At 69.8% G+C, this 25,172-nt stretch carries 24 protein-coding genes, 1 tRNA gene and 3 pseudogenes; 12 read left to right on the forward strand and 16 right to left on the reverse strand.

Features of this window, described 5'->3' with window-relative positions; translation table 11 throughout:
- Positions 1-163: 163 nt before the first annotated feature.
- Both ACWHYA_RS11235 and ACWHYA_RS11240 read right to left on the reverse strand, forming a co-directional pair.
- Entirely contained in the window at positions 164-625 is a 462-nt protein-coding gene (locus tag ACWHYA_RS11235; RefSeq protein ID WP_425944309.1) for an NUDIX domain-containing protein, read from the reverse strand.
- Positions 626-745: 120 nt separating this feature from the next.
- Positions 746-1,342, reverse strand: a complete 597-nt coding sequence (locus ACWHYA_RS11240; protein WP_425944307.1) for a hypothetical protein — start codon at positions 1,340-1,342, stop codon at positions 746-748.
- Between the two features lie 661 nt (positions 1,343-2,003).
- On the opposite strand from ACWHYA_RS11240, the gene ACWHYA_RS11245 reads away from it, so the two are divergent.
- The gene (locus tag ACWHYA_RS11245; protein ID WP_425944305.1) at positions 2,004-2,234 is read left to right on the forward strand and encodes a hypothetical protein; all 231 of its coding nucleotides are present in this window, start codon (positions 2,004-2,006) and stop codon (positions 2,232-2,234) included.
- 11 nt (positions 2,235-2,245) lie between these two features.
- On the opposite strand, the gene ACWHYA_RS11250 is transcribed toward ACWHYA_RS11245, so the two are convergent.
- Positions 2,246-2,608, reverse strand: a complete 363-nt coding sequence (locus tag ACWHYA_RS11250; protein ID WP_425944304.1) for a hypothetical protein — start codon at positions 2,606-2,608, stop codon at positions 2,246-2,248.
- On the opposite strand from ACWHYA_RS11250, the gene ACWHYA_RS11255 reads away from it, so the two are divergent.
- From ACWHYA_RS11255 to ACWHYA_RS11290, 8 genes and pseudogenes are all read left to right on the forward strand, one after another.
- Positions 2,583-2,918: a hypothetical protein gene (locus ACWHYA_RS11255; protein WP_289019947.1), complete on the forward strand. Its 336-nt coding sequence runs from the start codon at positions 2,583-2,585 to the stop codon at positions 2,916-2,918. The genes ACWHYA_RS11250 and ACWHYA_RS11255 overlap by 26 nt on opposite strands.
- Before the next feature lie 9 nt (positions 2,919-2,927).
- Positions 2,928-3,578 carry an ABC transporter ATP-binding protein gene (locus tag ACWHYA_RS11260; protein WP_219977698.1) on the forward strand — a complete coding sequence of 217 codons (651 nt, stop codon included), beginning with the start codon at positions 2,928-2,930 and terminating at the stop codon, positions 3,576-3,578.
- Positions 3,578-5,800, forward strand: coding sequence for a hypothetical protein (locus tag ACWHYA_RS11265; RefSeq protein ID WP_448095594.1), 2,223 nt, complete (start codon positions 3,578-3,580; stop codon positions 5,798-5,800). The genes ACWHYA_RS11260 and ACWHYA_RS11265 overlap by 1 nt, the downstream gene beginning before the upstream one ends.
- 120 nt (positions 5,801-5,920) lie before the next feature.
- Positions 5,921-6,082: pseudogene (locus tag ACWHYA_RS11270) on the forward strand (IS3 family transposase); the annotation flags it as partial.
- Positions 6,080-6,382 carry an integrase core domain-containing protein gene (locus ACWHYA_RS11275; protein ID WP_425944313.1) on the forward strand — a complete coding sequence of 101 codons (303 nt, stop codon included), beginning with the start codon at positions 6,080-6,082 and terminating at the stop codon, positions 6,380-6,382. The pseudogene ACWHYA_RS11270 and the gene ACWHYA_RS11275, both read left to right, overlap by 3 nt.
- A gap of 704 nt (positions 6,383-7,086) precedes the next feature.
- Positions 7,087-8,199 carry a tyrosine-type recombinase/integrase gene (locus ACWHYA_RS11280; RefSeq protein ID WP_425944299.1) on the forward strand — a complete coding sequence of 371 codons (1,113 nt, stop codon included), beginning with the start codon at positions 7,087-7,089 and terminating at the stop codon, positions 8,197-8,199.
- Positions 8,199-8,534 carry a helix-turn-helix domain-containing protein gene (locus tag ACWHYA_RS11285; RefSeq protein WP_075957825.1) on the forward strand — a complete coding sequence of 112 codons (336 nt, stop codon included), beginning with the start codon at positions 8,199-8,201 and terminating at the stop codon, positions 8,532-8,534. Before ACWHYA_RS11280 ends, ACWHYA_RS11285 begins: the two co-directional genes overlap by 1 nt.
- Positions 8,531-10,171, forward strand: a complete 1,641-nt coding sequence (locus tag ACWHYA_RS11290) for a hypothetical protein (protein ID WP_425944296.1) — start codon at positions 8,531-8,533, stop codon at positions 10,169-10,171. Before ACWHYA_RS11285 ends, ACWHYA_RS11290 begins: the two co-directional genes overlap by 4 nt.
- Here ACWHYA_RS11290 and ACWHYA_RS11295 read toward each other — a convergent pair.
- Positions 10,084-10,509, reverse strand: a pseudogene (locus ACWHYA_RS11295) (hypothetical protein); the annotation flags it as partial. The gene ACWHYA_RS11290 and the pseudogene ACWHYA_RS11295 overlap by 88 nt on opposite strands.
- On the opposite strand from ACWHYA_RS11295, the pseudogene mobF reads away from it, so the two are divergent.
- Positions 10,463-12,685: pseudogene (gene mobF / locus ACWHYA_RS11300) on the forward strand (MobF family relaxase); the annotation flags it as partial. The pseudogenes ACWHYA_RS11295 and mobF sit on opposite strands and share 47 nt — an antisense overlap.
- Before the next feature lie 511 nt (positions 12,686-13,196).
- Positions 13,197-14,276: a hypothetical protein gene (locus ACWHYA_RS11305; protein ID WP_425944294.1), complete on the forward strand. Its 1,080-nt coding sequence runs from the start codon at positions 13,197-13,199 to the stop codon at positions 14,274-14,276.
- Positions 14,277-14,337: 61 nt separating this feature from the next.
- On the opposite strand, the gene ACWHYA_RS11310 is transcribed toward ACWHYA_RS11305, so the two are convergent.
- The 11 genes from ACWHYA_RS11310 to ACWHYA_RS11360 all read right to left on the reverse strand — a co-directional run bounded on the left by ACWHYA_RS11310 (position 14,338) and on the right by ACWHYA_RS11360 (position 22,957).
- Positions 14,338-14,676: a type II toxin-antitoxin system PemK/MazF family toxin gene (locus ACWHYA_RS11310; RefSeq protein ID WP_075957820.1), complete on the reverse strand. Its 339-nt coding sequence runs from the start codon at positions 14,674-14,676 to the stop codon at positions 14,338-14,340.
- Positions 14,660-14,857, reverse strand: coding sequence for a hypothetical protein (locus ACWHYA_RS11315; RefSeq protein WP_075957819.1), 198 nt, complete (start codon positions 14,855-14,857; stop codon positions 14,660-14,662). Before ACWHYA_RS11315 ends, ACWHYA_RS11310 begins: the two co-directional genes overlap by 17 nt.
- Before the next feature lie 116 nt (positions 14,858-14,973).
- Complete coding sequence (locus ACWHYA_RS11320) at positions 14,974-15,744, reverse strand: hypothetical protein (RefSeq protein ID WP_426949448.1); 771 nt, start codon at positions 15,742-15,744, stop codon at positions 14,974-14,976.
- A gap of 500 nt (positions 15,745-16,244) precedes the next feature.
- On the reverse strand, positions 16,245-17,480 hold the full coding sequence (locus ACWHYA_RS11325; protein ID WP_425944290.1) for a tyrosine-type recombinase/integrase: 1,236 nt from the start codon (positions 17,478-17,480) through the stop codon (positions 16,245-16,247).
- 214 nt (positions 17,481-17,694) lie between these two features.
- Positions 17,695-18,636, reverse strand: a complete 942-nt coding sequence (locus ACWHYA_RS11330) for an amino acid ABC transporter permease (protein ID WP_425944288.1) — start codon at positions 18,634-18,636, stop codon at positions 17,695-17,697.
- The gene (locus tag ACWHYA_RS11335) at positions 18,633-19,313 is read right to left on the reverse strand and encodes an amino acid ABC transporter permease (protein WP_425944286.1); all 681 of its coding nucleotides are present in this window, start codon (positions 19,311-19,313) and stop codon (positions 18,633-18,635) included. The genes ACWHYA_RS11330 and ACWHYA_RS11335 overlap by 4 nt, the downstream gene beginning before the upstream one ends.
- A 92-nt stretch (positions 19,314-19,405) precedes the next feature.
- Entirely contained in the window at positions 19,406-20,323 is a 918-nt protein-coding gene (locus ACWHYA_RS11340) for a glutamate ABC transporter substrate-binding protein (RefSeq protein ID WP_425944284.1), read from the reverse strand.
- Positions 20,324-20,335: 12 nt separating this feature from the next.
- Entirely contained in the window at positions 20,336-21,109 is a 774-nt protein-coding gene (locus ACWHYA_RS11345; RefSeq protein ID WP_425944282.1) for an amino acid ABC transporter ATP-binding protein, read from the reverse strand.
- A gap of 77 nt (positions 21,110-21,186) precedes the next feature.
- Positions 21,187-21,260: transfer RNA gene (locus ACWHYA_RS11350), tRNA-Ile, on the reverse strand.
- 81 nt (positions 21,261-21,341) lie between these two features.
- On the reverse strand, positions 21,342-21,764 hold the full coding sequence (locus ACWHYA_RS11355) for a CBS domain-containing protein (RefSeq protein ID WP_425944280.1): 423 nt from the start codon (positions 21,762-21,764) through the stop codon (positions 21,342-21,344).
- Positions 21,765-21,943: 179 nt separating this feature from the next.
- Positions 21,944-22,957 (reverse strand): C40 family peptidase, encoded by a 1,014-nt coding sequence (locus ACWHYA_RS11360; RefSeq protein WP_425944278.1) that lies wholly within the window; start codon positions 22,955-22,957, stop codon positions 21,944-21,946.
- Between the two features lie 408 nt (positions 22,958-23,365).
- On the opposite strand from ACWHYA_RS11360, the gene ACWHYA_RS11365 reads away from it, so the two are divergent.
- On the forward strand, positions 23,366-23,881 hold the full coding sequence (locus tag ACWHYA_RS11365; RefSeq protein WP_425944276.1) for a DUF3145 domain-containing protein: 516 nt from the start codon (positions 23,366-23,368) through the stop codon (positions 23,879-23,881).
- Between the two features lie 163 nt (positions 23,882-24,044).
- Here the strand turns inward: ACWHYA_RS11365 and ACWHYA_RS11370 are convergent, their stop codons facing one another.
- Positions 24,045-25,160 carry a glycosyltransferase gene (locus ACWHYA_RS11370; RefSeq protein WP_425944274.1) on the reverse strand — a complete coding sequence of 372 codons (1,116 nt, stop codon included), beginning with the start codon at positions 25,158-25,160 and terminating at the stop codon, positions 24,045-24,047.
- Positions 25,161-25,172 lie beyond the last annotated feature (12 nt).

Here is a 25,172-nt window from a genome sequence, read left to right on the forward strand (position 1 = left end):
CACTCCACCGGACTTGACCCGACATTCAGAGGTGGCGTCCTTCCCCAACTCGTAGTGACGATCCTGTCACGTTTGACGCTCTGAGCGCGGCAGAAGCGGATGCATCGAGTGAAGGGCCCCGGGGAGGAACGAACACGTCCTGGGAGGAGGTGCTCGTTCGGCCTTAGGTCCGCCGTCGGGTCAGTGCTGCACTGACCCAATCCTGCGTGCCCGTGGGATATAGAGGCAATGGTTCGGCGTCATCGTGCACGGATCGCCAGACGATGGGCACGACGCTGCCGTCAGACTCTGTGAGGGTGGCACCCGCCTTCGCCGGCATAGGGTTGAGCCGCCCCGAGTAGAGGAACACGATCTCGTGACCCTGCACCTCGTCGATGTGAAAGATGTTCCCGACGGCCGCAAGCAGCTCGAGGTCCTCTACGGCTGCCCCCAGCTCTTCGTAGACTTCGCGCAGTACAGCTTCCCTATGGGTCTCCCCGAATTCGACGCTGCCTCCGATAAGACGGTGGTAGCCCTCTGGGTTCTCGGCGGTAGGGACGTTTAGGGTAACTGCATGAGCCGAGGCAGCCTCGTTCGGCGCAATCAGCATCGCCTTGACACGGATCATGGAGCGGTCGACCGTCATGTGACGAGTCTAGTGAGGTGCACGTGGGATGCTGCTGCTTAACTCCAATAGCCCCGTATCCCAGACGCCCTTGGCGCGGCAATAGCGGACGGCGGCTGGTGTCAGGGTGATGGGTGCCTCTCACGGCGGTCCGGATGTGGGAGCATCGTCCCCCAGCGCCCGGCCCCTCACCACCGGCTGCGCCCGCGCCGCGGTCTCGTCTGCCCGTCGGGCGCGCTCGACGTGGTCGACGTGCAGTTGCACCACCGGGTGCTCGTGGAACTGACCTTCCAACACCGGTCCGCCGTGGAGGTACATGTCGATGGAGCGACCACCCGTCTGCCAATAGGCGGTAAAGCGGTAATCTTCGCCCTCGCGTCTAATCTCGTCCATCGGCTCACCCGCCATTTCGACAAGACGGGCGCGCAGCTCCTCCGCCAGCTCGGGCACGACGTCCTCCGACAGCCCGTGCCACAGGAACCAACTGATCCCGACGAACTCGTTCTCGAAGACGTGCCAGCCCACCGCCGGCCACGGGGCGCCCGGGCCACCGCTGTGCCAAGTCTCGCTCCCATGCTCTGACCGCAACCGTTCGGCACCCTCTGCCGCAATGCCGTGTCGCTCGAACCACGCGCTCCGTTCGCTCTGCGTCGTCGGCCATTCCGAGTCGACCAGCTCTCCCACGAGCCTGGCGACCTCCTCGACCGACGGCACGACCTGCCCCCCGTCACCGCCCATGACCAGCAGCGTAGACCCGCGCGCCGACAGGCGCACGCAGGCCGGAGGTGTATTCGTTTGCTCCGGATCTGGTCCGGCACGACGACCGGACGGCCCTTAGCGACCTCGCCTTGACACCGGGGAACTCGCCTGCGACCGGGGAGTGAGTGCTCAAGACGCTCCTGGGCCGTCGTTTCCCCACATCCGACTCTCATGTTGAGCAATCAGCGGCATGGTCGGATGGGGCGCTACGGCTCCATCGGCTCGGTGAGTGAGTCGTACAGCGAGGTCGGAAACGGCAGTTGTTCGTTCGAGTACGGACAACTACCCCAGCGGCGCCACGCGCGTCAGTGGTCTGCTTAATTGTGCATCCACTGACCGAGAAATGGCTCGGAAGGTCGGAACCCGTGCCCGTGTCAACCGCCCACGGCTGAGCGAAGAGAGCCAGCGCCTCGTACCCATCAGGGAACTCCACCGCAAGGTCAAGCCTTGATCCCGATCCAACGCCCCGACGAGGCGGTCGGCCTGTACGGCGTCGAGACGCAGCTAAAGGCCCAGGTCGCCTTCGACGACGCAATCGCCGGTACCACGCCGCGATGCTCGCCATGTTCGGGCTCGAGGACATGGCGGACCACCAACCAAGCCAGCATCCGTGAAAGGCGTGCTGGGCTAGGCTTCAGGAATGTCCAACTCGCAGCTCCTGCGCGCTCTCTCAGAGGCGCTCGAAGACCCCCAGGCCCTCCTGGCAGTCATCCTGGACTCCGAAGACCGAGAGGCCGCGATGGCCGCCCTCCAGGAGAGGTATGGCTGGGATGAGGTGCAGGCGATGACGGTGCTGGACATGCAGTTCAGACGGGCCACGCGCGCCGATCGGGACCTGATCATGCAGGAGTTCGAGCGCGCTCAAGACTGAGGCGCCGCGGCCTAGATGTCGGCGGACGCGGGTCCCGACCTGGGCTTGTAGCAGTAGTCCGACGCGGAAACGAGATCCGCACCCTTCACCCGCCAGTTCGCCTGGGCAGTCCTGGTCTCGAAGGTGAAGACCCCCTTCGTGTTCTGGCGACCGACCTCCTTCGTGCCGAGGTAGAAGGTCACCGTCTGCTGGCCGTTGACCCAGCCCGTGACCCCGATGTACTTCCCTGCTTGATGATCCACCGCGGGGTTGTTGGCACGCAGTTCGAGGAGTATCGTCATCCCCCTCCAGAGAGAGGCGACTGTCCTCGGAGTGATCGGATGACATGTCATGAGAACAAAGAGGTTCTTGATTGGCGTTCTGGCGGCTCCCACCCTGCTTCTTGGCATTGGTGGGGGTATCGCGACTGCGGGGACCATCTACCAAGGCGGGGACTACTCCTACACGACGAGCGGTCACAAGCGGCCAGTGATCTGCGACATGGAGGCCGATGCGCGCACGGCCTACGTGCTGTGGGAAGCCGGCAACTACAACATTTCTGGACGGGTGAACGACATGGATGGGTCGTCCGGCTCCTGCTGGATGACCACCTATGACATCGCCACGAACGTGATGTTCCACAAGACGTGTGAAGACATCAACAACTGGCCGGACGCCTGCTCGAAGTGGCACAACCATTACTGAGCGATACCCGTGACCGCCGTTCTGGCGGACAGCATCGTGGGAAAGATCAACACGCACACGGTCTTTCCTAGGACAGCTTTCTCGGTCGAGCGTGGTGAGTGTCTGGCCATTACTGGCCCGTCGGGTAGCGGCAAGACGTCCCTGCTGAACTGTGTCGCCGGTCTGCTGCCACCGCACGAGGGTCAGGTTATGGTGGGCGGGGAAGACATCTACGCGTTGCCGGAGAAACAGCGCACGCGCATGCGGTTGACGCGCATGGGGATGGTCTTCCAGTTCGCCGAACTGGTGCCGGAAATGTCCGCGCTCGAGAACGCCTCACTGCCCCTGCGTTTGGCGGGAACAGCAGCCGCCCTGGCCCGGGTGGCGGCCATGGATCAGTTGCGTGCTACGGGAGTCGATTCGTTAGCCGAGCGATACCCTCACGAGCTGTCAGGAGGGCAGCAGCAACGAGTAGGAATCGCTCGTGCCCTCGCTCACGGGCCCGACATCGTGTTGGCCGATGAACCGACCGGCATGTTGGACCGCGCTGCGAGTGATGCTGTGATGGAGGTGCTGCGTGAAGCTGCTGCTGACCGGGGATGCGCCCTCCTGATCGCCACGCACGATGCTCGGGTCTCATGCGCCGCGGACCGGGTGCTACGCCTCGACGAGCTCGTTTGATGCAGCGCGAACGCTGGACGCTGGCTCGTGGCGTGGCCTGGGATCGTGCTCCAGGTGCGAGAGTGCGGGCGGTCCTCGTGGCGTTCGTGGCCGCCTTCCTGATGCTCAGTGTATTGATCTCCTGCTCTCTGGTGATGCTGCGGCTGTTGCAAGACGAGCGGAGGATGGAGACCTCAGCCATACTCTCGCAGAGTCCCGAGCCAAGCGATGTTCACCTCCTCGTCAACGACGACCAATGGCGCGGGATAGACGTCACGGTAATCGCGTTGGAGCCGGGAACGGACTCGCCGTTGCCGGTGGGAGTGGAGAGTTGGCCACCGATCGGAGAATCCGTGGTGTCCCCAGCGCTATCGCGCCTGGCAGCCCAGCATCCAGAGCTGCGTCAGCGTTACAGTCCCGTCGCCGTGATCGACAGCCAGGGGGTGCCGTCCGGGGATGACCTAATGGTCTACAGCGTCCTCGCCCCAGGGGTGCTGAGCGGTGAGGACCAGGTGATCAGGGGCGAGGACGGAGTCTGGGTCGGTGAGGGCCCGGTTGCCCGGGTGAGTGGGTTCGGTGGTGATGGGCCGCCAGCGTTGACGCTGCGCCTGTTCCCCTCAGAGGCGGGCACCGCGGGGATGATCGGTGCCGGTAGCGCGATCTCCCTGGTCCTTCCGGCGCTGCTGGCAGTCATGGTGGGTCTTGGCGCGGGCAGTGAGTCCAGGCGCAGACGGTTCCGCATCCTGCACTCACTGGGCGCCTCCCGGGGCTACCTGGCTGGAGTCTCCTGGCGCGAGGTGGCGTTCCATGCCTGGCCCACGATGCTGCTCATAGCCTGCGCTTGGGCGGTGTTCGCGCCGATGATCACCTACCTTCCGGGCGTGGCCGAGACGGTATTCCCCGGTGACCTGTCCCTTCCCTGGTGGCTGCTGATGGTGGGTTTCGTTGGGTGCGCGGCGCTGGTCTCGGCCCTGGCCGCCGGGCAGGGCTGGTTCGCGGCCCGCGGGATGGCCGCGGCCAGGCCGACCTTGGAACCACGTACGCCCACGATCTGGTGGCTCGCGCCGGCTGCGGGGTCGGCAGGGTGTTTCCTGCTCGCCTCGGTGACCGGCGGCGAGCGGGCCACCGACCTGCGGTTCGCTGCGGTCGCCCTAGCGATCATTGGCATCCCGTTGGCCGTGCCCACCACGCTGCGTGCCGTGGGTGAGGCGATGACTCGCTCCATGGCGGCACCGATAGCCCTGGCTGGGTACACCCTGCGCTGGAGTCCGCGCACCTATGCTCGCCCGACGGTCGGGATCAGCGCCGCCATCGTCCTCTCACTGGCTGCCGCGGGATACATCGCCGTGGCCGAGCACCGTGAACAGCCTCGTGTTGTCACCAGCGCACCGCCCGTGGTGTCAGTGCAATGGCGAGGGGCCGAGCCCGACGCCCTGGACACCACCCACCCTCCCGGAGTATCCACCGTCATGCCCTTCGTCACGGTCGGGGAGGAGGGCGGGGACCAGCAGGTCCTCATCGGAGCGCGCTGCGATGAGATCGGCCCGGCCCTACGCGTACCAGTCACCTGTAACCGGGCCGACCCGCACACGCTGGTCAAGGGCCAGGAAGACATCAGGTTCCTGCTGAGGGCGCTGGGGGCGCTGGAGGATCCCTCCACGCCGCTTGAGCTGGCTACGCCGGCCTCAATCTACGCCGCGGTAGACGGGGCTCGCGGCGCCGCCCTGGTGACCTCCACTGAACTCCCCGTCGCTGCGTTGGCCGACACGGTAAGCACGTGGACAAGAGCTAGCCTGCCGTCCAGCGACGTCCGTGATGCCACGAGCGGCCAACCCCGCCCCTCTACTCTCGTACCGTGGGTCAAAGCTGCGGTCACCACCAGCCTGCTTGTCCTGGTCCTGACCGCGCTCCTGTCCTACCTCGACCGGGTGCGGGCGGCCGAGGCATCGCTCGGCCCGCTCCTGCGGATAGGAGCCTCGCGGGCACAACGACTCCAGATCAGCCTCGCCCTCACCCTGGTGCCGTTGCTCGTAGCCGGCGCCGTGAGCATCCTGCTGGGCTCCGGCCTGGGATGGCTATTCACCACAGGCACCGTGCCCTACCCTATCTCTGGGCTGATCATCTGCGGTGGCCTCATGGCGGCGGCACTTGCCACGAGTAGCGTCCTCGCCCTGGCAGGCGTCCGCTCTACCGATCGGACCTCTCCGCCATCCCGCATCCTGACCACGGAGACGTCCAGGTAAACCGGCTCTGCTCGACCACGCGAGTACGGCCAGTTCGCGGAGGGGGCTGGGCGAGAAGCTCCGTTCCGGCTCGCCGCCGTCGTCGTCGCCGTCGCCGTCAGCGGTGGTGTTGACCAGCCGAAGCGGCGGAGCTTCACCGCTGAGTTCAAGGCCGCGATCCTGGCCGAGTACGACGCCGCCGACCGCGGTGAGCGGGGCGCGATCCTGCGCCGGGAGGGCTTGTACAGCTCGCACATCATCGAGTGGCGCAAGGCCGCCGCCGCCGGAGCGCAGGCCGGGCTGAAGTACGCCCCGGTCTTCCCCGAACGTTTCGGGTCCCTGGCCGACGCCGGCGCGTTCGCCGAGCAGTTCTTCGCCTACTACAACCACGAGCACCGCCACTCCGGCATCGGGCTGCACACCCCCGCCAGCGTCCACTACGGCACCGTCGACCAGGTCCGCGCCCAACGCCAGTCCACCCTGGACGCTGCCTACGCAGCCCACCCCGAGCGCTTCGGCCACCGCCGACCCCAGGCGCCCAAGCTGCCCCAGGCCGCGTGGATCAACCAGCCCTCACAGGAGGCCCTCATACAGACCGCCTGACGGAAACTGTCTCACCCGACTTGACACCTTCCGGGTACGCGTCCTGTCGGCCGCTAACGGTTCGCTCTGTGACCGACGCTCACCAACGGTATAGACATCCCCACTAGTGCATGGGTATGCCATCCAGCAAGAGCGCGCACATCGGCGGAGTCGTGATGTCACGCACCTCTGGGTGGAGCGCGTCACGCACTCCGTCGGGCAGCGCCGCCCTGTGGCCCACCGCCAGGCATGGTCCCGCGGCATGCCGGACGTGACGAGGCGGCGTTCGGCCCGCCGGCGCCGCGTGGTCGCGACGACGCGCGACTCGCTCCCGTCGAACGCCCTCCACTGCTGGCCACTGTGACCCGTCACCTTCGCCCTGCGACACGACCACGCCACCCAGACCGGCGACTCTGCGATGTATGCATGCTTGGCCCCGTCCGCTACCGACCGCCTAGCTTCCCATCCTGGCCCGCGCACGAGATGCGACCTGCGAGTCGACCGACGTCCCTACCGATTCTCCGCTGTGCTGAACCCGCACACACCTCTTTCATCCTGGCCCGAAGCGAGCATTATCGCGTCAGAAGTCACACCCGCCGGGTGGTCTGCGGATTAGTAGGGACTCCGACGGCCCCCCGCGGGCCCGTTGACCAGGGACGCCCAACTAGGTGTAACGTCAGGAGCAACAATATGGCTTCTGAGGCAACGACGGATCGGCGGTCCTGATGGTCGGCATACCGGGCTCGGCGGGGCTGGTCCTGGTCGCCGGGGTGGCTCATCTGAACGAGGAGAGCGCCGTCTTCGAGGCGATGCTGACCGGCTGGGGTCGTCAGCAGCGGTCCCGGCTGCTGGGCGAGAAGACCATCAGCGACCGGGTCCGGTTGGTCCGTCGGTTCACCGAGTTCGCCGAGTCCTACCCGTGGTCGTGGGGTCCTGGGGACGTGGAGGACTTCACGGTATCCCTGGCCAGCGGGGACGGTCGGCGGTCACCCTCGACGATCCGCGGGTACCACCTGGCGCTGCGGATGTTCTGCGATTACCTCACCGACGCGCGGTACGAGTGGCCCCGGCAGTGTCGCGACCGGTTCGGCTCGGTGCCCTCGCAGGTGTGCCACGAGTGGAACACGGTGGCGCACCCGAACGAGTACGAGGGCCGTCCGGCACGGCGACCGCTCACCTACGGGGAGCTGCAGGATCTCTTCGACCACCTGGACGCCCAGGTCGAACGGGCCGCGTCCTCGGGCCGCAAGGGAGCGTTGAGCGCGTTGCGGGACGCGCAGGTCTTCAAGACCGCCTATGCGTTCGGCCTGCGCCGCAACGAGCTGTGCCGCCTGGACGTGGCCGACCTGCGCCCCAACCCGCACGTGCCCAGGTGGGGAACGTACGGCTCGGTGCACGTCCGCTACGGCAAGGCCGTTCGCGGCGGTACCCCGCGCCGCCGCACGGTCCTGGCGGTGCCCGAGTTCGACTGGGCCATCGAAGGGATGCGGCAGTGGGTCGAGCAGGCCCGTCCGCTGTTCGGCGTGCCTGGACATCCAGCCCTGTGGGTGACCGAGCGGCTCTCACGGGTCTCGTTGCGCCACTTCGACGCCCGTTTCGCGACGGTCCGCCACCAGGCGGGCCTGGACCCGGCGTTGTCGCTGCACTGCCTGCGCCACTCCTACGTGACTCACCTGGTCGAGTTCGGCTACCCCGAACGGTTCGTCCAGGAGCAGGTCGGGCACGCCTACGCCTCGACCACCGCGATCTACGCCTCGGTCAGCAACGACTTCAAGGACAAGACGCTCAAGGCCGCGCTGGAGCGCGTCTACGCACCCACCGATCAGGAGGACCAGTGATGACCGTCCGCACCGTGATGGGGTGGAACCTGCGTCAGGTGATGGCCACCCACGGCATGTACCAGACCTCCGAGCTCGTCCCGCTGCTGGCCGAGCGCGGGGTCCACCTGTCCCGTGAGCACGTCTACCGGCTGGTGGCCCGGACCCCGCAACGGCTGAACATGGAGGTCCTGGCCGCGCTGTGCGACATCCTGGACTGCGAACCGAACGACCTGCTGGTCCCTACCGTCGTGCAGGAGCAAGCCTCCAAGACCGGTACCGGGGAGGGCGGACCGGGCATCGGTGACCTGCGCCCGATCCGGGCCCGGGTCCGCCGCCCTCCTGAGGACCGGTGAGCCCGCGCCCGCAGCTGCCGCGCCAGGACTGCGCGCACTGCGGGCGCCACGACCGATGCACCCGGGTCGTCCTGGAGAAGGCCGTCTGCCAGCGCTGCACGCTGCGTTTCGCCCGGACAGCCCAGCCCTGCCCCGGTTGCGGGCACATCAGGGTGCTGGCCTTCTACGACGACCGGCGCCGGCCGGCGTGCGCGGCCTGCACCGGCAACGAGACCGTCTACGCCTGCACCGCCTGCGGGCGGGAGGACTCCCCGTGGGGCCGGCTGTGCGGGCACTGCGCGCTGCAGGAGAAGGCCACCGTGCTGCTGTCCAGCCCCGACGGGGTCATCCACCCCCGGCTGCGGCCGGTGTACGACGCCCTGATCTCGGGCCCACGACCCCAGTCCACCCTGTACTGGTTCACCCGCTCCACCGGCCCGGCCACCCTGGGCGCGATGGCCCGCGGCGAGCTCGACATCTCCCACGCGACCTTCGAGGCCATGCCCGCGAGCAGGACGAACAGCTACCTGCGCGACCTGCTCACCGCCCTGGGGGTCCTGCCGCCCTTCCACGCCGAGCTCGAGCGGGTCAGCCCGTGGCTGGAGGAGCTGCTGAGCACCCTGCCGGCCGGGCAGTCCGAGGTCCTGGCCCGGTTCGCCCGCTGGCAGGTGCTGAGCAGGCTGCGCCGCCAGGAGCATCACGGGACCCTCACCCACGGCGCGATCTCGGCAGCCAGGGCGACCATCGTCGTCACCGCGCGCTTCATGGACTGGCTCACCGAGGACGGCACCGACCTGACCGACATCGGCCAGGGAGATCTGGACCGGTACGCGCAGCAGCACCGCGCCCGCGCCCTCGCGCTGCGACCGTTCCTGGCCTGGCGCGCCCGCACCGGTCTCGGAGGGAATCTGTCCGTGGCCACCCGCCCCAGCACCCAGCCCGCCGTCACCCTCTCCGATGAGGACAGGTGGGCGCACGTCCAGCTGCTCCTGCACGACGACACCATCCGCCTCTACACCCGCGTCGCCGGCCTGTTCGTCCTGCTCTACGCCCAACCCCTGGCCCGGGTCGTCCGCATGCGCGCCCACCAGATCACCGTCAACCCCGACGGCGTCGTCACCGCCACGTTCGACACCTTCCCCATCGAGCTGCCGGACCCGCTCGACCGCCTGGTTCGCACCCACCTGACCCGTCGGGGGCAGGCCTCCTACGCCAGCCGCGCCGAAATATGGCTCTTCCCCGGCGGCATTCCCGGCAAGCACCTGGCCACCGAGAACGTCCGCGCCCAGCTCGTCGAACGAGGCATCCAGCCCATGGCAGCCCGCAACGCCGCCATGTTCCAGCTCGCCGCGAGCATGCCCACCCCGATCCTCGCCGACATCCTCGGCCTGGCACCCAACACCGCGACCCGGTGGGCCGCCCTGGCCTCCCGCGGATGGAGCACCTACACCGCGCAACGCGACACCCACCTGCGCCGTGCTGATCCCTACGAAGCTGATGCTTCCGAGAGCGCTGCGACGAGCTGCTGCACGGTCGGCGACCCGGCCACCCCTTCCGGTGTGCGGTACAACCGGCACGACAACGCCACCGGCGCTGCTGGTTCAGCGAACGGATCCACACCATCGATCAGCACCGACGGCGAGCCCAGGAACCCGTAGGACTCCGCCTTCTCCGGCGTGTCCACCACCACGCGCTCCACCTCGACCGGCTCCCCGTGTACCTCGAGCGCCTCGCGCAGACGCGCCTGCGCCAGCTCCCAGTGCGGGCACCCGTCGAAGTAGAGGAATTGCACCTTCACCCGTTCATCCTGCCCCAGCTGCGCGTAGCGGAGGCCGGCGGGGTGTCCGCGATGCCGGTACCGAGGGGCTATAAGGACACGTTCCAATAGGGCTGTCCACCAGTACTCCGTGGCCACTCGCCAGCTGGCTGCGGCCTTGGGGTGCGTGACGATGACGCTGCACAAGCTGTCGGCGGGGTCGGGGTATGAGTACCTCACCCGGCAGGTCGCGGCGGGGGACGACGCCGGGATCGGTCGCCGCGGTCTGGAGGACTACTACGCGGCCAAGGGTGAGTCGCCCGGTCGCTGGGCCGGCTCCGGCCTGGTCGGGATCGACGGGCTCTGCGCCGGCGACCCGGTCACCTCGGAGCAGATGGCGAACCTGTTCGGCGCCGGCCGTCACCCGTTGACCGGTGTGGCGCTGGGTGCGCCCTACCGGGTCTACGACAGCGACGGGGGAGGGTTCGACGCCGAGGTCGCCCGCCGGCTGGACGCACGTGCTGACGACTCGACCGAGCCGGCGGAGCAGCTGGAGCAGGTCGCCGCAGCGCGCAGCGAGGTGGCGCGGGAGTTCTTCGTCCGCGAGCAGGGGAGGGAGCCGCGTGATGCCCGGGAGCTGGCTTCGGCGGTGGCTCGGTACTCGCGGCCGCAGCGGACCGCCGTGGCCGGGTATGACCTGACGTTCAGCCCGGTGAAGTCGGTGTCGACACTGTGGGCCATCGCCCCGCCCGAGATCGCCCAGGCGATGGCGGAAGCGCACGACGCCGCGGTGCAGGACGCGCTTGCCTTCCTCGAGCGGCAGGTGCTGTACACGCGAGAGGGTAAGAACGGGGCACGCCAGGTCGAGACCAGGGGCCTGATCGCGGCGGCCTTCACCCACCGGGACTCTCGCGACGGCGACCCCGACCTGCATACCCACGTCGCGGTCGCCAACAAGGTGCAGACGCTCGAGGGCAAGTGGCTCTCGATCTACGGGCGGGTGCTGCACCAGCATGTCGTCGCCGCGTCGGAGGCCTACAACACTGCCGTCGAGGCTCACCTGCGTGCTGCCCTGGGTGTCCGTTTCGTCGAGCGGCCGGGCGGGACCGGCGACAGGCGGCCGGTCCGTGAGGTCGAGGGGGTCGACCGCGCGCTGTGCGAGCTGTGGTCCCGGCGCCGGGGTGACATCACCGCCCGGCAGGAGGTGCTGTCCCGGGAGTTCCTGGAGGCGCACGGGCGTCCGCCGACACCGGTGGAGCAGATCGCCCTGGCTCAGCGGGCCAACCTGGAGACCCGGGCGGCCAAGCACGAGCCGCGATCCCTGACGGCGCAGCGCGAGACGTGGTGGGCGGAGGCGGCCGGGGTCCTCGGGGTGGAGGGTATCCAGCAGATGGTGGCGACCGTGCAGGGCCAGGCAGGGCGCCCTCTGCAGGAGGTCACCGACGAGTGGGTCGGCGAGGCGGCGCAGAGGGTGGTCGCCGAGGTCGAGGCGCGGCGGGCCACCTGGCAGGTCTGGCACCTGCAGGCCGAGGCCCAACGTCAGGTCCGTGGCCTGGACCTGCACCCGAGCATGGTCGCCGGCGTCGTGGGGCGGGTCGTCGACGCGGCGACGGTGGCGCGCTCGGTCAACCTCACCCCGGACCTGGATCCCATCGGCGAGCCGGACGGCTTGCGGCGACGCGACGGCACCAGCGTGTACCGCCACACCGGCAGCGACCACTACACCAGCCTTCGGGTCCTTCAGGCTGAGCAGCGGATCACCGCGGCCGCCGGCCGGAGCGATGGTGCTGCGCTCGCCCGTGAGGACGCTCAGCTCGCAGTCCTCGAGTCCTCCCTGCACGGGACGAGCCTCAACCGCGGGCAGGCGGACCTGGTCCTGGCGCTGGCCTGCAGTGGTCGCCGGGTGCAGCTCGTGCTGGCCCCGGCCGGGTCGGGCAAGACCACCGCCGTGCGGGTCCTCGCCGACGCCTGGCGCGGCCACGTCGGTCCAGTGATCGGACTCGCCCCGTCGGCGGCCGCCGCCACCGTGCTCGCCGAGGCGACCGGCGTACCGTCCGAGACCTTGGCCAAGCTCGTCCACGACCTCGACCACGAGCGCCCCTCCCAGCTGGACGAGGCAATCGGCCCGGACACCCTCGTGGTCGTCGACGAGGCGGGTATGGCGGACACGCTCACCCTGGACCGGGTGATCAGCCACGTCCTGGCCCGGGGCGCCTGCGTCCGTCTCATCGGCGACGACCAGCAGCTCGCCGCCGTCGGCGCCGGCGGAGCGCTGCGCGACATCGCCACCGCCCACGGCGCCGTACGCCTCGATGAGGTGGTCCGGTTCGCCGACCCCGCCGAGGCACAGGCGTCCCTGGCGTTGCGGGCCGGCGACGCCTCCGCACTCGGGTTCTACCTGGACCGGACCCGGGTGCACGTCGGGGACCTCGCCACCACCGTCGACGCCGTCTTCGACGCCTGGTCCCGGGACCGCGCCGGCGGGCGGGACAGCCTCATGCTCGCACCCACCGGCGAGCTCGTCACCAGCCTCAACACCCGCGCCCGGGCCGCGCGCCTGGGGAGCAGCGCCCCCGGTCGCGAGGTGGCCCTGGCCGACGGCACGCACGCCTCCGCCGGGGACGTGGTGATCACCCGGCGCAACGACCGACGGCTGGGCGTCGGCAGGTGCGACTGGGTCAAGAACGGTGACCGGTGGACCGTCACCGCCGTCGACGGACCCACCGTGAGCGTCCGTCACCTCAGCTCCGGACTCCGGACTCCGGACGCCGGTCGGCTACGTCGCCCAGCATGTCGAGCTCGGGTACGCCTCGACCGTCCACACGGCCCAGGGGATCACCACCGACACTGTCCACGGCATCGTCACCGGCCAGGAGTCTCGGCAGCTGCTCTACACCATGCTCACCCGCGGCCGGAACAAGAACCACGTGCACGTGGTGTCGGCCGCCGACCCCGACGGGCACACCCTGCCGCTGGTCGAGACGAGCAGCCCGGCCACGGCGACCGAGGTCCTGCAGGGCGTGCTGGCACGTGACGGTGCCGCGGTCTCGGCGACCACGGAGAGGGCACGAGCGGCCGACCCGGCGGCGCTGCTTCACGACGCAGCAGAAAGGTACGAGGACGGTGTCCTGGCCGGCGCCGAGAGGCTCCTCGGCCCCGGCTGGGGCGATCACCTGGAGTCTGCCGCCGAGGCTCTGGTCCCGGGTCTGCCCCACGCACCGGCCTGGCCCAGCCTGCGGGCCCACCTGATGCTCATCCAGGCCGACGGCCGCGACGCCGTCGGAGCCCTCACGGAAGGGTCCACCTACCGGGGGCTCGGCGACGCCGACGACCCTGCCGCCGTCCTGCTCTCACGTCTGGACCGCGCACCGGCAGGCGGCCCGCTCCCATGGCTGCCCGGCATCCCCAAGCGGGTGGGCGCCGATCCCGTCTGGGCCGGCTACCTCACCGCCCGAGCCGAACGGGTGCAGTCGCTGGCCGCCCAGGTGCGCCAGGGAAGCACTGCCGGCCAGCGGTGGGCGGCGCCCCTCGCGCCCCACATCAGTCCTGACCTCCTCGCCGATCTCACCGTGTGGCGGGCCGCCAGAGGCGTCAATCACACCGACTCGCGCCCGGTCGGACCGTTGGACGGCGGGGGAGCGGCCGGCCGGTACGCACGCGGCCTCGCCTGCAGGGTCACCGGTCAGCTGCCCGACGCGCTGCGGCACTGGGAGCATCTGATCGTCGAGCACGTCGGACACCGGGACTGGTTCACCCCGCAGCTGGCGCAGCGGCTGGACCGGCTGCACCGTGCCGGCGTCGACGTACCCGACCGGCTGGAGCAGGCGACGGCCCGGGGCCCGCTACCGGACGACGAGGCGACCTCGGCACTGTGGTTCCGCATGATCGACCCCCAGCAACAGGCCGCACTGCCCTCCCGCCGGACCGAGCCGAAACGGGTGCGGATGCGGCCAGAGGATTGCAGTCCTGCCCCCTCCGGTCCCGCCCCTTACGGTCCCAGCCGCTGAGCCACGGATGCCGGTGGGGTTGCTGAAGGTGACCCGACCGGAAGCCGTCCCGCGCGGCCAGTCACAGGTCCATGAGCAACGCAAGCGTCTCGCGGACCTCGCCGAGGACGACCGGGCCCACATTTCCCGTGCGTTCGTGAATGCGCGTCGTGGCGACGGAGCGCACATGCTGGCACTGCGCCGACGAGGGCGCCACCAGCCGGTTGCCCTCGTCGGGATCGATGACCACCTCGGTGCTGCTGTGACGCAGCGTCCGGGTCAGGGGGACGACCTGGACGACGTTCGGTTCCCCCCGCAAGACCCGATAGGCGGTCACCACGATGGCCGGGCGCCGAAGTCCCGCCTCGCTGCCCGAGGGCATCCCGAGATCGAGCTCGACGACGTCACCCGGCGTCAGCATCCAGCCACGCGCTCTCCTCGGCCGTGAGATCAGCCGCCAGGTCGCGCCCCATCGCGTCCTGACGCAGCGCCCGGATCGCGTTGCTCACGGTCTCGTCGATCGTCTCGTGGCGCTCGGCCGCGAGCCGAGTCACCCGTGCGTGCGTGTCCCGACTGATACGGATCGTCGTCGTCTCACCCATGAGACCAGCGTAGCCCGGTGTAGACGGATCCGTCTACAGCCGTGGACGGACCAGCGCTTAGCGCAGCGCGTCGCAGAGACTTGGCCGCCCCCGTACTTGCTGACGCCGGAGGTGGGTTACGGTGTCGACCGGCGGAACGCCTGGAGGCCGGCGACGGCCCCGGCTGCCCGGCGACGGACCGTGCGTGCCGACGCTGCGTAGTCCTCGGCGACGAGCTCGGCCACCGACGGGGTCATCAGGCCGCCCCGGCCCCGTCGCGCGGGTACGTTGAGCCGGGCCGCCTCCCTCGCCACGTCCAGGAGCAGGGCTCGGTCCTCGCGGGTCAGAGCGCCCGTGGCGGCAGCGTCCTCGAGAAGCTCAGCCAGCTCGCGCTCGGGGTCCGGCCCGGTGTCGAGGTCGGGCGCCTCCGGGACCGTCCCCATCGGGACCGCTGATGCCCAGACGCGGTCGCGGCGCAGCGCCGCGTCACCGACACCGAGGTCGGCCATCACCTCGCGCCGGGTCCGGGCCAGCAGCGTGGCTGCAACGCGTCGCGGCGGGTCGCCGCGGTAGGACCGAACTGTCAACCACAGCTGTCCGGCGACCAGAGCGTCGATGTCGGGGGAGAGGTCGGCCAGCTGCCTAGCCAGGTTCACCGCTCCCGGGACCAGGAGCCACGTGATCACCGAGACCGCTCCCACGTCGTGCTCGGCCGTGCGGGCGAGTGCCGCCAGCACCGCATCCCTCCCTTCCGGTGCCGTCTGCCCCAGCCGGCGCGGCAGGTCGAGCAGGTCCGAGACGACCAACAGCCCCGGTTCGGTCCGGCCCCAGTCATGCCAGTGGTCCCGCGCCCACCGCATGGGCGGTCGCTCGTGGGTGTCCACCCCAAGACAGATCGCTAAGCTCATCGTCGTCTCCTTCCACACCGCGTCGATGTGGCCCAGACGATGACGTGAGTGCGCTCCCGGTTACGTCTCCGGAAGCGTCCCCCCTGCACTCACGCCCGCGCCCCTGACGGCGTCGTCCCGTGGGTTGCTGGGCATGCCCGCGTGGCTCTGATGCGGGCGTTTGCGCAGGTCGCGGTGCGTCCCCCCAACGTCCCTAGCAACGTCTCTCCCTGGGCGGGGGCGCGTCTCTGGTCCTCTGTCAGGCAGCCGTCGCCTGAGCGCCCTGTCGAGCATCGCCGCAGGTCAGGGCCACGTCTCTGGGAAAGTCGGGGACGTCTCTGGGAAAGTCGGTTACGTCCCTGGAAAAGTTGGCTACGTCCCTCGCAAAGTTGATGGCGGCGAGGTGGTGCGGGGTGACGTCCAGCCCGCAGGGCTGGCCGCCCGAGCCACCAGGACTTAAGCCGGGGCCCAGTTGACCGGCCGATACCCAAGCGTGCGCAGCTCGTACCGGTCCGTTCCCGTCATCGTGTGCCCGCGGTCCCGAAGTCGACGGCTGCGAACGCAGCCGCGGTGAGCTCGTCCATCCGGCTCTGTGTCGCTCTCACGTAGCGCTCGGCCGCTTGGGTCGAGCTGTCCCCGAGGAACACCTTGACCTCGTCGATGTGCGCCCCGCGCTGGGCCATCCGCGTGGCGCCGGTCGCACGCAGATCGTGAAACCTGATGGGGCGACCCACCGCCTCGCGGACAGCGAGCCAGCCGCCTGAAGCCTTCCGGAACGTCGTCTCGGACAGCCAACCGCCATCGGGGGCAGGGAAGAGAAGCCCGTCCCTGCCCGTGCCGCACGATCGCAGGTGTTCGGTGACAGCGTCGACGACGGCGACGGGCATCCGCTGGTCGCGTGCTCCCGCCTTGCTCTTGGGGCCCTTCTCGTAGCGACGACCACCTGGGCCGGTGCCGACGGCGCGGTTGACCCGCACGACGGGCGGTGTCGCCCGCAGGTCGATGTCGGACTGGCGGAGCGCGATGATCTCGCCGAACCGCAGCCCGCAACCGAGGGCGAGCGCGACCATCGCCCGCCACTCTGGCCGGATGGTCGACATGATCAGCCGCAGGTCCTGGTCGTCGATCACTTCGGTCCGGACGCGGGAGCGCCCGCCGATGGAGCCGGCACCGTCGATCTTGAATGGGTTTACGGCTCCCGCAAGCACGCCGTCTGCGGCCGTCGCCGTCCGCATGATGGCCGAGCCGAGGGCGTAGCACTCGCGCGTCGTCTTCGGCTTGTCGTGGGGGAGCACGTCCTCGTACCAGCGGAGCACGACCGTCGGGGTGATCTGGTCGAGGGGGAGGTGCCCGAGGGTTGGTAGGAGGTACTTGTCGAGCCAGATCCGGTAGCCGCGACGGGTTGACTCCTGCAGGGGGCCGTTCTTGGTTCGGCGCGTGCGGAGCCAGACGGCGGAGTACTCGCCGAACGTGACGACGGCCTCTCGCTCGGCCCGCGCTCGCTCGGCCTCGGCGAGCTCGGCGAGGGTGACCCACGTCGCCCCGTCGGCGTTGAGGCGCCGCTCCTCGTCGCGGAGCCAGTCCCCGGCAGCCTCCTTGCCGTAGGTGGTGGGTTCAAAGGTGTGGGGTGCCGTGACCGTCTGGCCCCCGCGTCCGGAGGGGTGCCCGAGCGGGACCGTGAAGCGCGCCTGCCAGCGTCCAGACCGCATCCGCGTCACCTGCCCGAAGCGCCGGCGGGGCGATCTTGCATCGTTCATGCATCGGATCGTACGGCAAAAAGTGTCCTCTGATGGGCCTTCGGCGGACAGTTGGAGTCGCAGCAGTGCGGCTGTTTATGCAGGTCAGGGGCACGTATGTCCGGTTGTGTCTACGCAGGTCCAACAATCCTGCATGTTGGTTCGAGTCCAACCGGGGGAGCGGGAACCACGAGGGCCCGGCACCGATGGTGCCGGGCCCTCGTGCCGTCACGGGTCAGTAGCCGTCCTCGGCCGTTCCCGAGGTCGCCCCGGTCCCGATCGTGCCGTGCATGCCCACGCCGGCGGCCACGCCTGCGGCGTCGCCCATGGTGGCACTTCCGGGCGCGGCCTTGGCGGCGCTGCGCGAGCGGCGACGCTGCCGGTCCTCGATGGCCTCGGCGACCCGGCCCAGCCCGTAGTTGATGATGATGAACAGGGCTGCCGCGACCAGGTAGGCCGGCACGACGTTCGCCTCGGCCGACCCCAGCTGACGGGCCCGGGTCAGCAGCTCGGGGTAGAGGATGATGTAGCCCAGGGCCGTGTCCTTGACGATGACGATGATCTGGCTGACCAGGGTGGGCAGCATGGCCGTCAGCGCCTGGGGGATGAGGATGATCCGCCGCGTCTGCGAGGAGCTCAGACCGATCGACAGCCCGGCCTCCCGCTGCCCGTTGGGCAGCGAGCCCACCCCGTTGCGGATGACCTCGCACAGCACCGAGGAGTTGTAGAGCACCAGGCCGGTCACCGTGGCGATGAACGGGTTGAGCTCGTCGGGGAACCAGCCCTGGCGGGACAGGAAGAAGAACGTGAAGATCATCATGATCAGCACGGGCACGGCCCGGAAGAACTCCACGAAGACAGTGGTCACCCACCGCAGGGGCGCGAGGTCGGACATCCGGCCCATCGCCAGGACGAGGGCCAGCGACATCGAGATGACGATCGCGGCCAGGGCGGCGCGGGCCGTGTCCCAGAAGCCCGGGAAGTAGTAGTTCTTCCAGGTCTCCCACTCCAGGAACGGCATCCACTTGTCGGCCGTGAGCTGCCCACGGTCCCACATCCGCCATCCGATCCAGCCGAGCACCCCGAGCACGATGAGCGTGCCCACCAGCGCCATGATGCGGTAGAGCCGGACCGCCCGGGGACCGGGGGCGTCGAAGAGGACCTGCTGCGCGCTCATCGCCGCACCACCAGCTTCTGGGAGAAGTAGCTCACGGCCAGTCCGGTGGGAAGGGTGAGGATGACGAAGCCGACCGCGATGAGGAAGAAGTTCAGCAGGATGACGTCGGGCCGGAACTCGATCATGTTCCGCAGGGCGTAGGCCGCCTCGGCCACCCCGATCGCCACGGCGACCGTGGTGTTCTTGATCAGGGCGATGAGGACGTTGCCCAGCGGGGTGATCGCTCCCCTGAAGGCCTGGGGGAGGATGATGTGGCGCAGGTTCTGGGAGAACGTCAGCCCGATCGAGCGGGCCGCCTCGGCCTGGCCCACCGGGATCGTGTTGACCCCGCTGCGGATGGCCTCGGTGACGAACGCGGCGTGGTAGAAGGAGAGCCCGATGACGGCCAGCCGGAAGTTCAGGTCGGCGATGAAGGTGTCCGAGGTGCGCGAGGCGGGCTCGATCCCGAGCTGGCCCCACAGCCCCAGGCTGCAGAAGATGATGATGAGGGTCAGCGGGGTGTTGCGCAGCAGGGTCACGTAGGCGGCGCCGGCCCGCTGCAGCACACCCACGGGCGAGAGCCTCATGATGGCCACGATCGTGCCGATGATCAGGGCGAAGAGCGAGGACCACAGGGCCAGTCGGATGGTCATCCAGAAGGCTGCCAGGACGTTGAAGTCGTTGATCAGCTCGAGCATCGGGATCCTTCAGCGGGGCGACGGGGCCCGGCCGGCACACCCGCAGGGCGGTGCCTGGGGTGTGCCGGCCGGGATGGGCGTGCTGGGCGGCCTCAGCCGCAGTGTCCGCCGATCTCCGCCGGCGGGTTCAGGTCCGGGTTGGCCGTGTAGTCGGCGGCACCGAGGTTGTCCTCGATGATGCCCTCCATCGTGCCGTCCTCCCAGAAGCCCTGGAGGATCTCGTTGATCTCCTCGCAGCGCTCGGAGTCCTTGTTCAGGCCGACGCCGTAGTTCTCCTCGCTGAAGGGAGCACCCACGACCCGCAGCTGGCCTGCGTACTGGTCCTGGGCGGCATACCCCGCCAGGATGGTGTCGTCGGTGGTGAGGGCGTCGATGGTGCCGTTGGCCAGCTGCTCGACGCACTCGGAGTAGGTGCCGTACTCCTGCAGCTGGACGCCGGGCACCTCCTCCTGCACGTTCGTGGCCGAGGTCGAGCCGGTGACCGAGCAGAGCAGCTTGCCGTCCAGGTCGTCAACACCCTCGATGTCGCTGTCCGACGTGACGAGGAGGTCCTGCCCGGCGACGAAGTACGGCCCGGCGAACTGGACCTCCTCCTTGCGCGCGTCGGTGATCGAGTAGGTCGCGAAGATCATGTCGACCTGGTTGGTGGTGAGGAGGTTCTCGCGCTGAGGCGTGGGTGCCTCGCGCCAGGTGATGTCCTCCTCGGCGACGCCGAGGGCCTCGGCGACAGCGATGGCGACGTCGACGTCCATGCCGGAGTACTCGTCACCCTCCTGCAGTCCGAGACCGGGCTGGTCGAACTTGATGCCGATGGTCAGGCCCTCGCCCGAACCCCCGGCGGCTGCGTCCTCGGTGTCACCGGCGTCGTCGGCGGCGGCGTCGTCGGCGGTGTCCTCGGCGGCGGTGCCGCCGTCAGCGGCGTCGTCGGTGTCGTCGCCGCCGCAGGCGCTGAGCACCAGGGCCGAGGCCGCCAGGACTGCGGCGATGCGGAAGGGGGAGTGCTGCTTCACGGTGGTTCTCCTTCAGTGGGTGAGGATCTTGCCGAGGAAGTCCTTGGCACGGGCTGACTGGGGGTTGGTGAAGAACTCCTCGGGGGTGTTCTCCTCGACGATCGCGCCGTCGGACATGAACACCACGCGGTCCGCGGCCTTGCGGGCGAAACCCATCTCGTGGGTGACCACGATCATGGTCATGCCGCTCTTGGCCAGGGAGATCATCACGTCGAGAACCTCGTTGATCATCTCGGGGTCCAGGGCCGAGGTCGGCTCGTCGAAGAGCATCACCCGGGGCTCCATCGCCAGGGAGCGCGCGATGGCCACCCGCTGCTGCTGGCCGCCGGAGAGCTGGGCGGGGTACTTCTTGGCCTGGTGGGCCACGCCGACCCGTTCGAGCAGCGCCATCGCGTGCTTCTCGGCGTCCTTGGGCTTCATGCCCCGGACCCTGATGGGACCCAGCGTCACGTTCTCCAGGATCGTCTTGTGCGAGAACAGGTTGAACGACTGGAACACCATGCCGACGTCGGCGCGCAGCCGGGCCAGGGCCTTGCCCTCCTGCGGGAGGTCCTGACCGTCGATGGTGATGCTGCCCGACTCGTAGGTCTCCAGGCGGTTGATGGTGCGGCACAGCGTGGACTTGCCCGACCCGGAGGGGCCGATGACCACGACGACCTCGCCCTCGTGCACGGTGAGGTCGATGTCCTGGAGCACGTGCAGGTCGCCGAAGTGCTTGTTGACGTTCTCCAGGACGACCAGCGGCGCGGCGGTCGCGCGGTCGGCCGGGGACGGCGTGTCGGTCATGACGGGCACACTAACGGCATCTGACCTGCAGCGTCAGCGGTTGTGCGGACAGTGTCACCGAGTTGTGACCTTGGGGGTGGGCCAGGTCGGGCTTGAACCGACGACCGACGGATTATGAGTCCGCTGCTCTGACCGGCTGAGCTACTGGCCCGGAGGAACGATCCTAACGGCCGGGGGAGGTGCCCCGGGACGGGCCCTGGAGGCGCGGGCCTGGAGCTCGGGCCTGGAGGCGTCAGCGCCGCAGGTAGTCCTCGAGCATGTCGCGCTCGGCCTCCAGCGCGTCGAGCCTGGCCTTGACCACGTCGCCGATGGACACGATGCCGCGCAGCCGGCCGCCCTCCACGACGGGCAGGTGGCGCAGTCGCTGCTCGGTCATCGTCGTGGCCAGCTGGACCAGGTCGTCCCCGGAGGTGCACGTGTGCACCTCGGCCGTCATGAGGTCGGAGAGGGGGGAGTGGGTTCCGCTGCCGCCCCGCAGGTGGTGAACGACGTCCCGCTCGGAGACGATGCCGACGACACCCCCGTCCTCGTCCACGACCACGACGGCACCGATCCGGTGCTCGTCGAGGGTCTCCAGCAGCTGGGTCACGGTCGCCGTCGGCGGGAGGGTCACCACCGACGCGCCCTTCTTCTTGATCAGGTCGGAGACGCGCATGTTCGACGTTAGCACGCGGCGTCGCCCGGCCGCCCGGTCGGAAGTCGCCCGGCCGCCCGGTCGGAAGTCGCCCGGCCGCCCGGTCGGAACCGGCCCGGCCGCCCGGTCGGAACCGCCCCGGACGCACGACGACCCCGACCGGTCACCGGTCGGGGTCGTCGGGGGGTGCGTGGGGCGGGTCAGCCGATCCGGCCGTACCAGATGTTGCTGGAGACGAGCGGGCCGTAGCGCACGCCCGAACCGGGGTTCAGGGCCTCGTAGGTCATGCCGTTACCGGCGTAGATGCCCACGTGGTAGAAGTCGTTGTAGAAGACCAGGTCGCCCGGCTGCGGGTTGGAGACCGGGGTCACCGCGGCCTTCTGGCCGGCGACCGTCCGCGGGATGTTGATCCCCGCCTGCTGGAACACGTACCACGTGTAGGACGAGCAGTCGAAGGAGTAGGGCGGGGTGCCCAGCAGCACGTACGGGTACCCGACGTAGGCGGCGGCCACGGACAGCACGGACCCGCCGACCGGGGCGGGAGCCGCCTGCTGGACGGGCTGGGTCGCGACCGGCTCGGGAGCGGCCTGCTGGGCCGGAGCGGCCTGCTGGGCCGGAGCGGCCTGCTGGGCCGGAGCGGCCTGCTGGGCCGGAGCGGCCTGCGTCTGCTGGACGGGAGCAGGCTCGGGCTGCGGAGCGGCCTGCTCCTGGGGCGCGGCGACCGGCTCCTCGGCGGCGGGGGCTGCCGGCTGGGGAACGGCATCCTCGGCGGCCGGCTCCTGGGTCTCCTGCACGGGGGCGGCGTCCTCGGGAGCGGGCTCGACGTCGGCGGTCTCGACCTCCAGCGTGCTGGCCGAGAAGCCCGACCCGTCCAGGAGGGTGCTGACCGTGGCCGCGTCCTCGGGGGCCTCCCGCGCCTCGCTGCGGTCGGCCGCGCCCTGGTCGCGCAGCTCGGAGAGCGATGAGCTGCGCAGGCTCGCGAGCTGGGCGGCCTCCTCGGAGGGGTCCACCGGGGCCTGGGCGTCGCGCACGGCGCCGGTCAGGTCGTCGGTGAGGGCCGCGGTGACGTCGTCCTGGGCGGCGCCCGGGTCCTGCTTGAGGGTGACGGCACCCGCGGTGGCGACCGTGCCGGCCACCAGACCGCCGATCATCAGGGCGGCGGCGCTGCTGCGCGGCGCGGTGCTGGAGAGTCGGTGCTTGCCGGTGAACTTCATAGAACCTCCGGGGGCGTGCTGGACGCACGACCTCGTTGTGCGGGGCGCGCAGGCACAGGGAAGACCTGGGCGCCATGGTCAGGGCGGGGCGAACCGAAGATCGGGGGGACAGGTGCGCCTGAATCAGGTTACGAAAAGATCACGAAATGACCAAGTCTGACCGGCGTGTTGTGACGCATGTGACAAATTGTGACTCGAGTGGCAGCACAACGGCGCAGGTCACCCCCCGTTTCGTGACGTGGCTCACGCGGCCGGACGGCACGTCCGAGATCGTGACCGTGGCGCACTTGATACTGGAGTGACGACAGAGCACAATGTGACAAAACCGCACAGCGGGCCGACGCCGGCCGGCCGTTCCGTGTCACGAGGTCGTTGGGGAAGACGTCCCTCACCACACAGGAGGCCAGGATGTCAGTCGTCATGCCCCGAGTCATGACCCGCGGAGTGGTGTTCGTCCACTCCGCGCCGATCGCGCTGTGCCCGCACATCAACTGGGCCCTCGAGGGGGTCCTGGACACGCGCGTGAGCCTGGACTGGGTGCCCCAGCCCGTCGAGTCCGGTCTCGTGCGCACCGAGTTCTCCTGGACCGGCGAGGCGGGCACCGGTGCCCTCATCGCCAGCGCCATGCGCGGCTGGGACGGCCTGCGGTACGAGGTCGTCGAGGAAGCCAGCCGCGGCAGCGACGGGATGCGGTGGACCCACACCCCGGCCCTGGGCATCCACCAGGCACGTCTGTCCGCCAACGGTGACGTCGTCGTCAACGAGGACCGGCTGCGCACCGTCGTCGAGCAGGCCGAGGGCAACGCCGCCGTGCTCGCCGCCGAGCTGGACCGCGTCCTCGGGGCGGCCTGGGACAGCGAGCTCGAGGTGTACCGCCACGCCGGCGAGGGCGCACCCGTCACCTGGCTGCACAAGGTCGGCTGACCCCGCCCAGGTCCCGCAGAGCGTCCCCGCGTCCGCTCCCGACGACCTGATCCGACGACCAGGTCGTCGGGCGGATGCCGGGTCCGGCCCGGGTTCCGCGCCGCCTGTGAGGCACGGAGCCCGCCCGGGCGGCCCGGCCGCCCGTCTCAGCCGGACGTCCGTCTCAGCCGGACGTCCGGCGCGCGGCGACGTCGGTGTGCACGGCGAGCATGGCCTGCGCAGAGGCCCGCCAGTTGAACCGCTCGGCCTGCTCCCGGGCCTGGACGGCGGCCCGGGGCCGTGCCAGGAGCGCCTCGACGCCGTCGGCGAAGGCTGCGGGGGTGGACGGGGCCACGTGGCCGGCGTGCCCGACCACCTCCTGCAGGGCCCCCTCGTCGGGGCACACCACCGGAACGCCGCAGGCGAGCACCTCGAGGGCGGCCAGGCCGAAGGTCTCCAGCGGTCCGGGGGCCAGGGCGACGTCCGCGGTCCCCATCCGGGCGGCCAGCTCCGCACGGTCGGTGATGTAGGAGTGGAAGACGACCGGCAGGTCCCGGGCACGTTCGATGAGCTCGTCGCGCAGGGGGCCGTGCCCGAACACCGTCATCTCGACGTCGTGGCCGCGCCGGACGAGCTCGCGCACGGTCTCCACCGAGAGCGCCGGACGCTTCTCGGGAGACAGTCGCCCGCAGTGGACCAGCCGGACCGGATCACCGGGGCCCGGCGGTCGGTAGGTGGCGGGATCCCGCACCGGCCGGAAGGTGTCCAGATCCACCCCCAGGGGCACGACCCTCGCGTCGATGCCGTTGCGGTGGAACTCCTCCGCCGCGAAGCTGCTGGGGCACACGATCGCGTCGTAGTCGTGCGCGCTACGGCGGTTGATGAGGTCCGCGGCCCACACCGCCGGCCCGTCCGGAACGGGGGTACGGCGCACGAGGATGCCCGTCATGTGCTCGTGGCTGATCATCACCGAGCCGATGCCGCGCCGGCGGGCCCAGCGGCCCATCCACCGCGTGGTGGACCGGTCGGAGACCTCCAGGGCGTCGGGGGCCACGGCGTCCATGAGCCGGGACAGGCCGCGGCGCTCGAACATCAGGGAGTAGCCCGTTCCCGGGACGGGCGTCGCCGGGACCCGGTAGACGGTGCCCTGAGCCTCCTGGCTGATCTCCTGCCCCGGACCCGGGACGATGAGCGAGGCCTCGTGGCCGAGCTCGCGGTAGTGCTGGCCCCAGGCCCGCAGCGCCGTCTTGATCCCGCCGGACGTCGGACTGACGAAGTTGGCGACGCGCAGGATGTGCATGGGACGGCGAGC

The sequence above is a fragment of the Ornithinimicrobium carbonis genome (assembly GCF_977012275.1).

Coding starts and splice junctions, on each gene's coding strand:
- ACWHYA_RS11235 (WP_425944309.1), bottom strand. CDS start 625: ATGACGGTCGACCGCTCCATGATCCGTGTCAAGGCGATGCTGATTGCG.
- ACWHYA_RS11240 (WP_425944307.1), bottom strand. CDS start 1,342: ATGGGCGGTGACGGGGGGCAGGTCGTGCCGTCGGTCGAGGAGGTCGCC.
- ACWHYA_RS11245 (WP_425944305.1), top strand. CDS start 2,004: ATGTCCAACTCGCAGCTCCTGCGCGCTCTCTCAGAGGCGCTCGAAGAC.
- ACWHYA_RS11265 (WP_448095594.1), top strand. CDS start 3,578: ATGCAGCGCGAACGCTGGACGCTGGCTCGTGGCGTGGCCTGGGATCGT.
- ACWHYA_RS11280 (WP_425944299.1), top strand. CDS start 7,087: ATGGTCGGCATACCGGGCTCGGCGGGGCTGGTCCTGGTCGCCGGGGTG.
- ACWHYA_RS11285 (WP_075957825.1), top strand. CDS start 8,199: ATGACCGTCCGCACCGTGATGGGGTGGAACCTGCGTCAGGTGATGGCC.
- ACWHYA_RS11310 (WP_075957820.1), bottom strand. CDS start 14,676: ATGCTGACGCCGGGTGACGTCGTCGAGCTCGATCTCGGGATGCCCTCG.
- ACWHYA_RS11315 (WP_075957819.1), bottom strand. CDS start 14,857: ATGGGTGAGACGACGACGATCCGTATCAGTCGGGACACGCACGCACGG.
- ACWHYA_RS11320 (WP_426949448.1), bottom strand. CDS start 15,744: ATGAGCTTAGCGATCTGTCTTGGGGTGGACACCCACGAGCGACCGCCC.
- ACWHYA_RS11325 (WP_425944290.1), bottom strand. CDS start 17,480: ATGAACGATGCAAGATCGCCCCGCCGGCGCTTCGGGCAGGTGACGCGG.
- ACWHYA_RS11330 (WP_425944288.1), bottom strand. CDS start 18,636: ATGAGCGCGCAGCAGGTCCTCTTCGACGCCCCCGGTCCCCGGGCGGTC.
- ACWHYA_RS11335 (WP_425944286.1), bottom strand. CDS start 19,313: ATGCTCGAGCTGATCAACGACTTCAACGTCCTGGCAGCCTTCTGGATG.
- ACWHYA_RS11345 (WP_425944282.1), bottom strand. CDS start 21,109: ATGACCGACACGCCGTCCCCGGCCGACCGCGCGACCGCCGCGCCGCTG.
- ACWHYA_RS11355 (WP_425944280.1), bottom strand. CDS start 21,764: ATGCGCGTCTCCGACCTGATCAAGAAGAAGGGCGCGTCGGTGGTGACC.
- ACWHYA_RS11360 (WP_425944278.1), bottom strand. CDS start 22,957: ATGAAGTTCACCGGCAAGCACCGACTCTCCAGCACCGCGCCGCGCAGC.
- ACWHYA_RS11365 (WP_425944276.1), top strand. CDS start 23,366: ATGTCAGTCGTCATGCCCCGAGTCATGACCCGCGGAGTGGTGTTCGTC.
- ACWHYA_RS11370 (WP_425944274.1), bottom strand. CDS start 25,160: ATGCACATCCTGCGCGTCGCCAACTTCGTCAGTCCGACGTCCGGCGGG.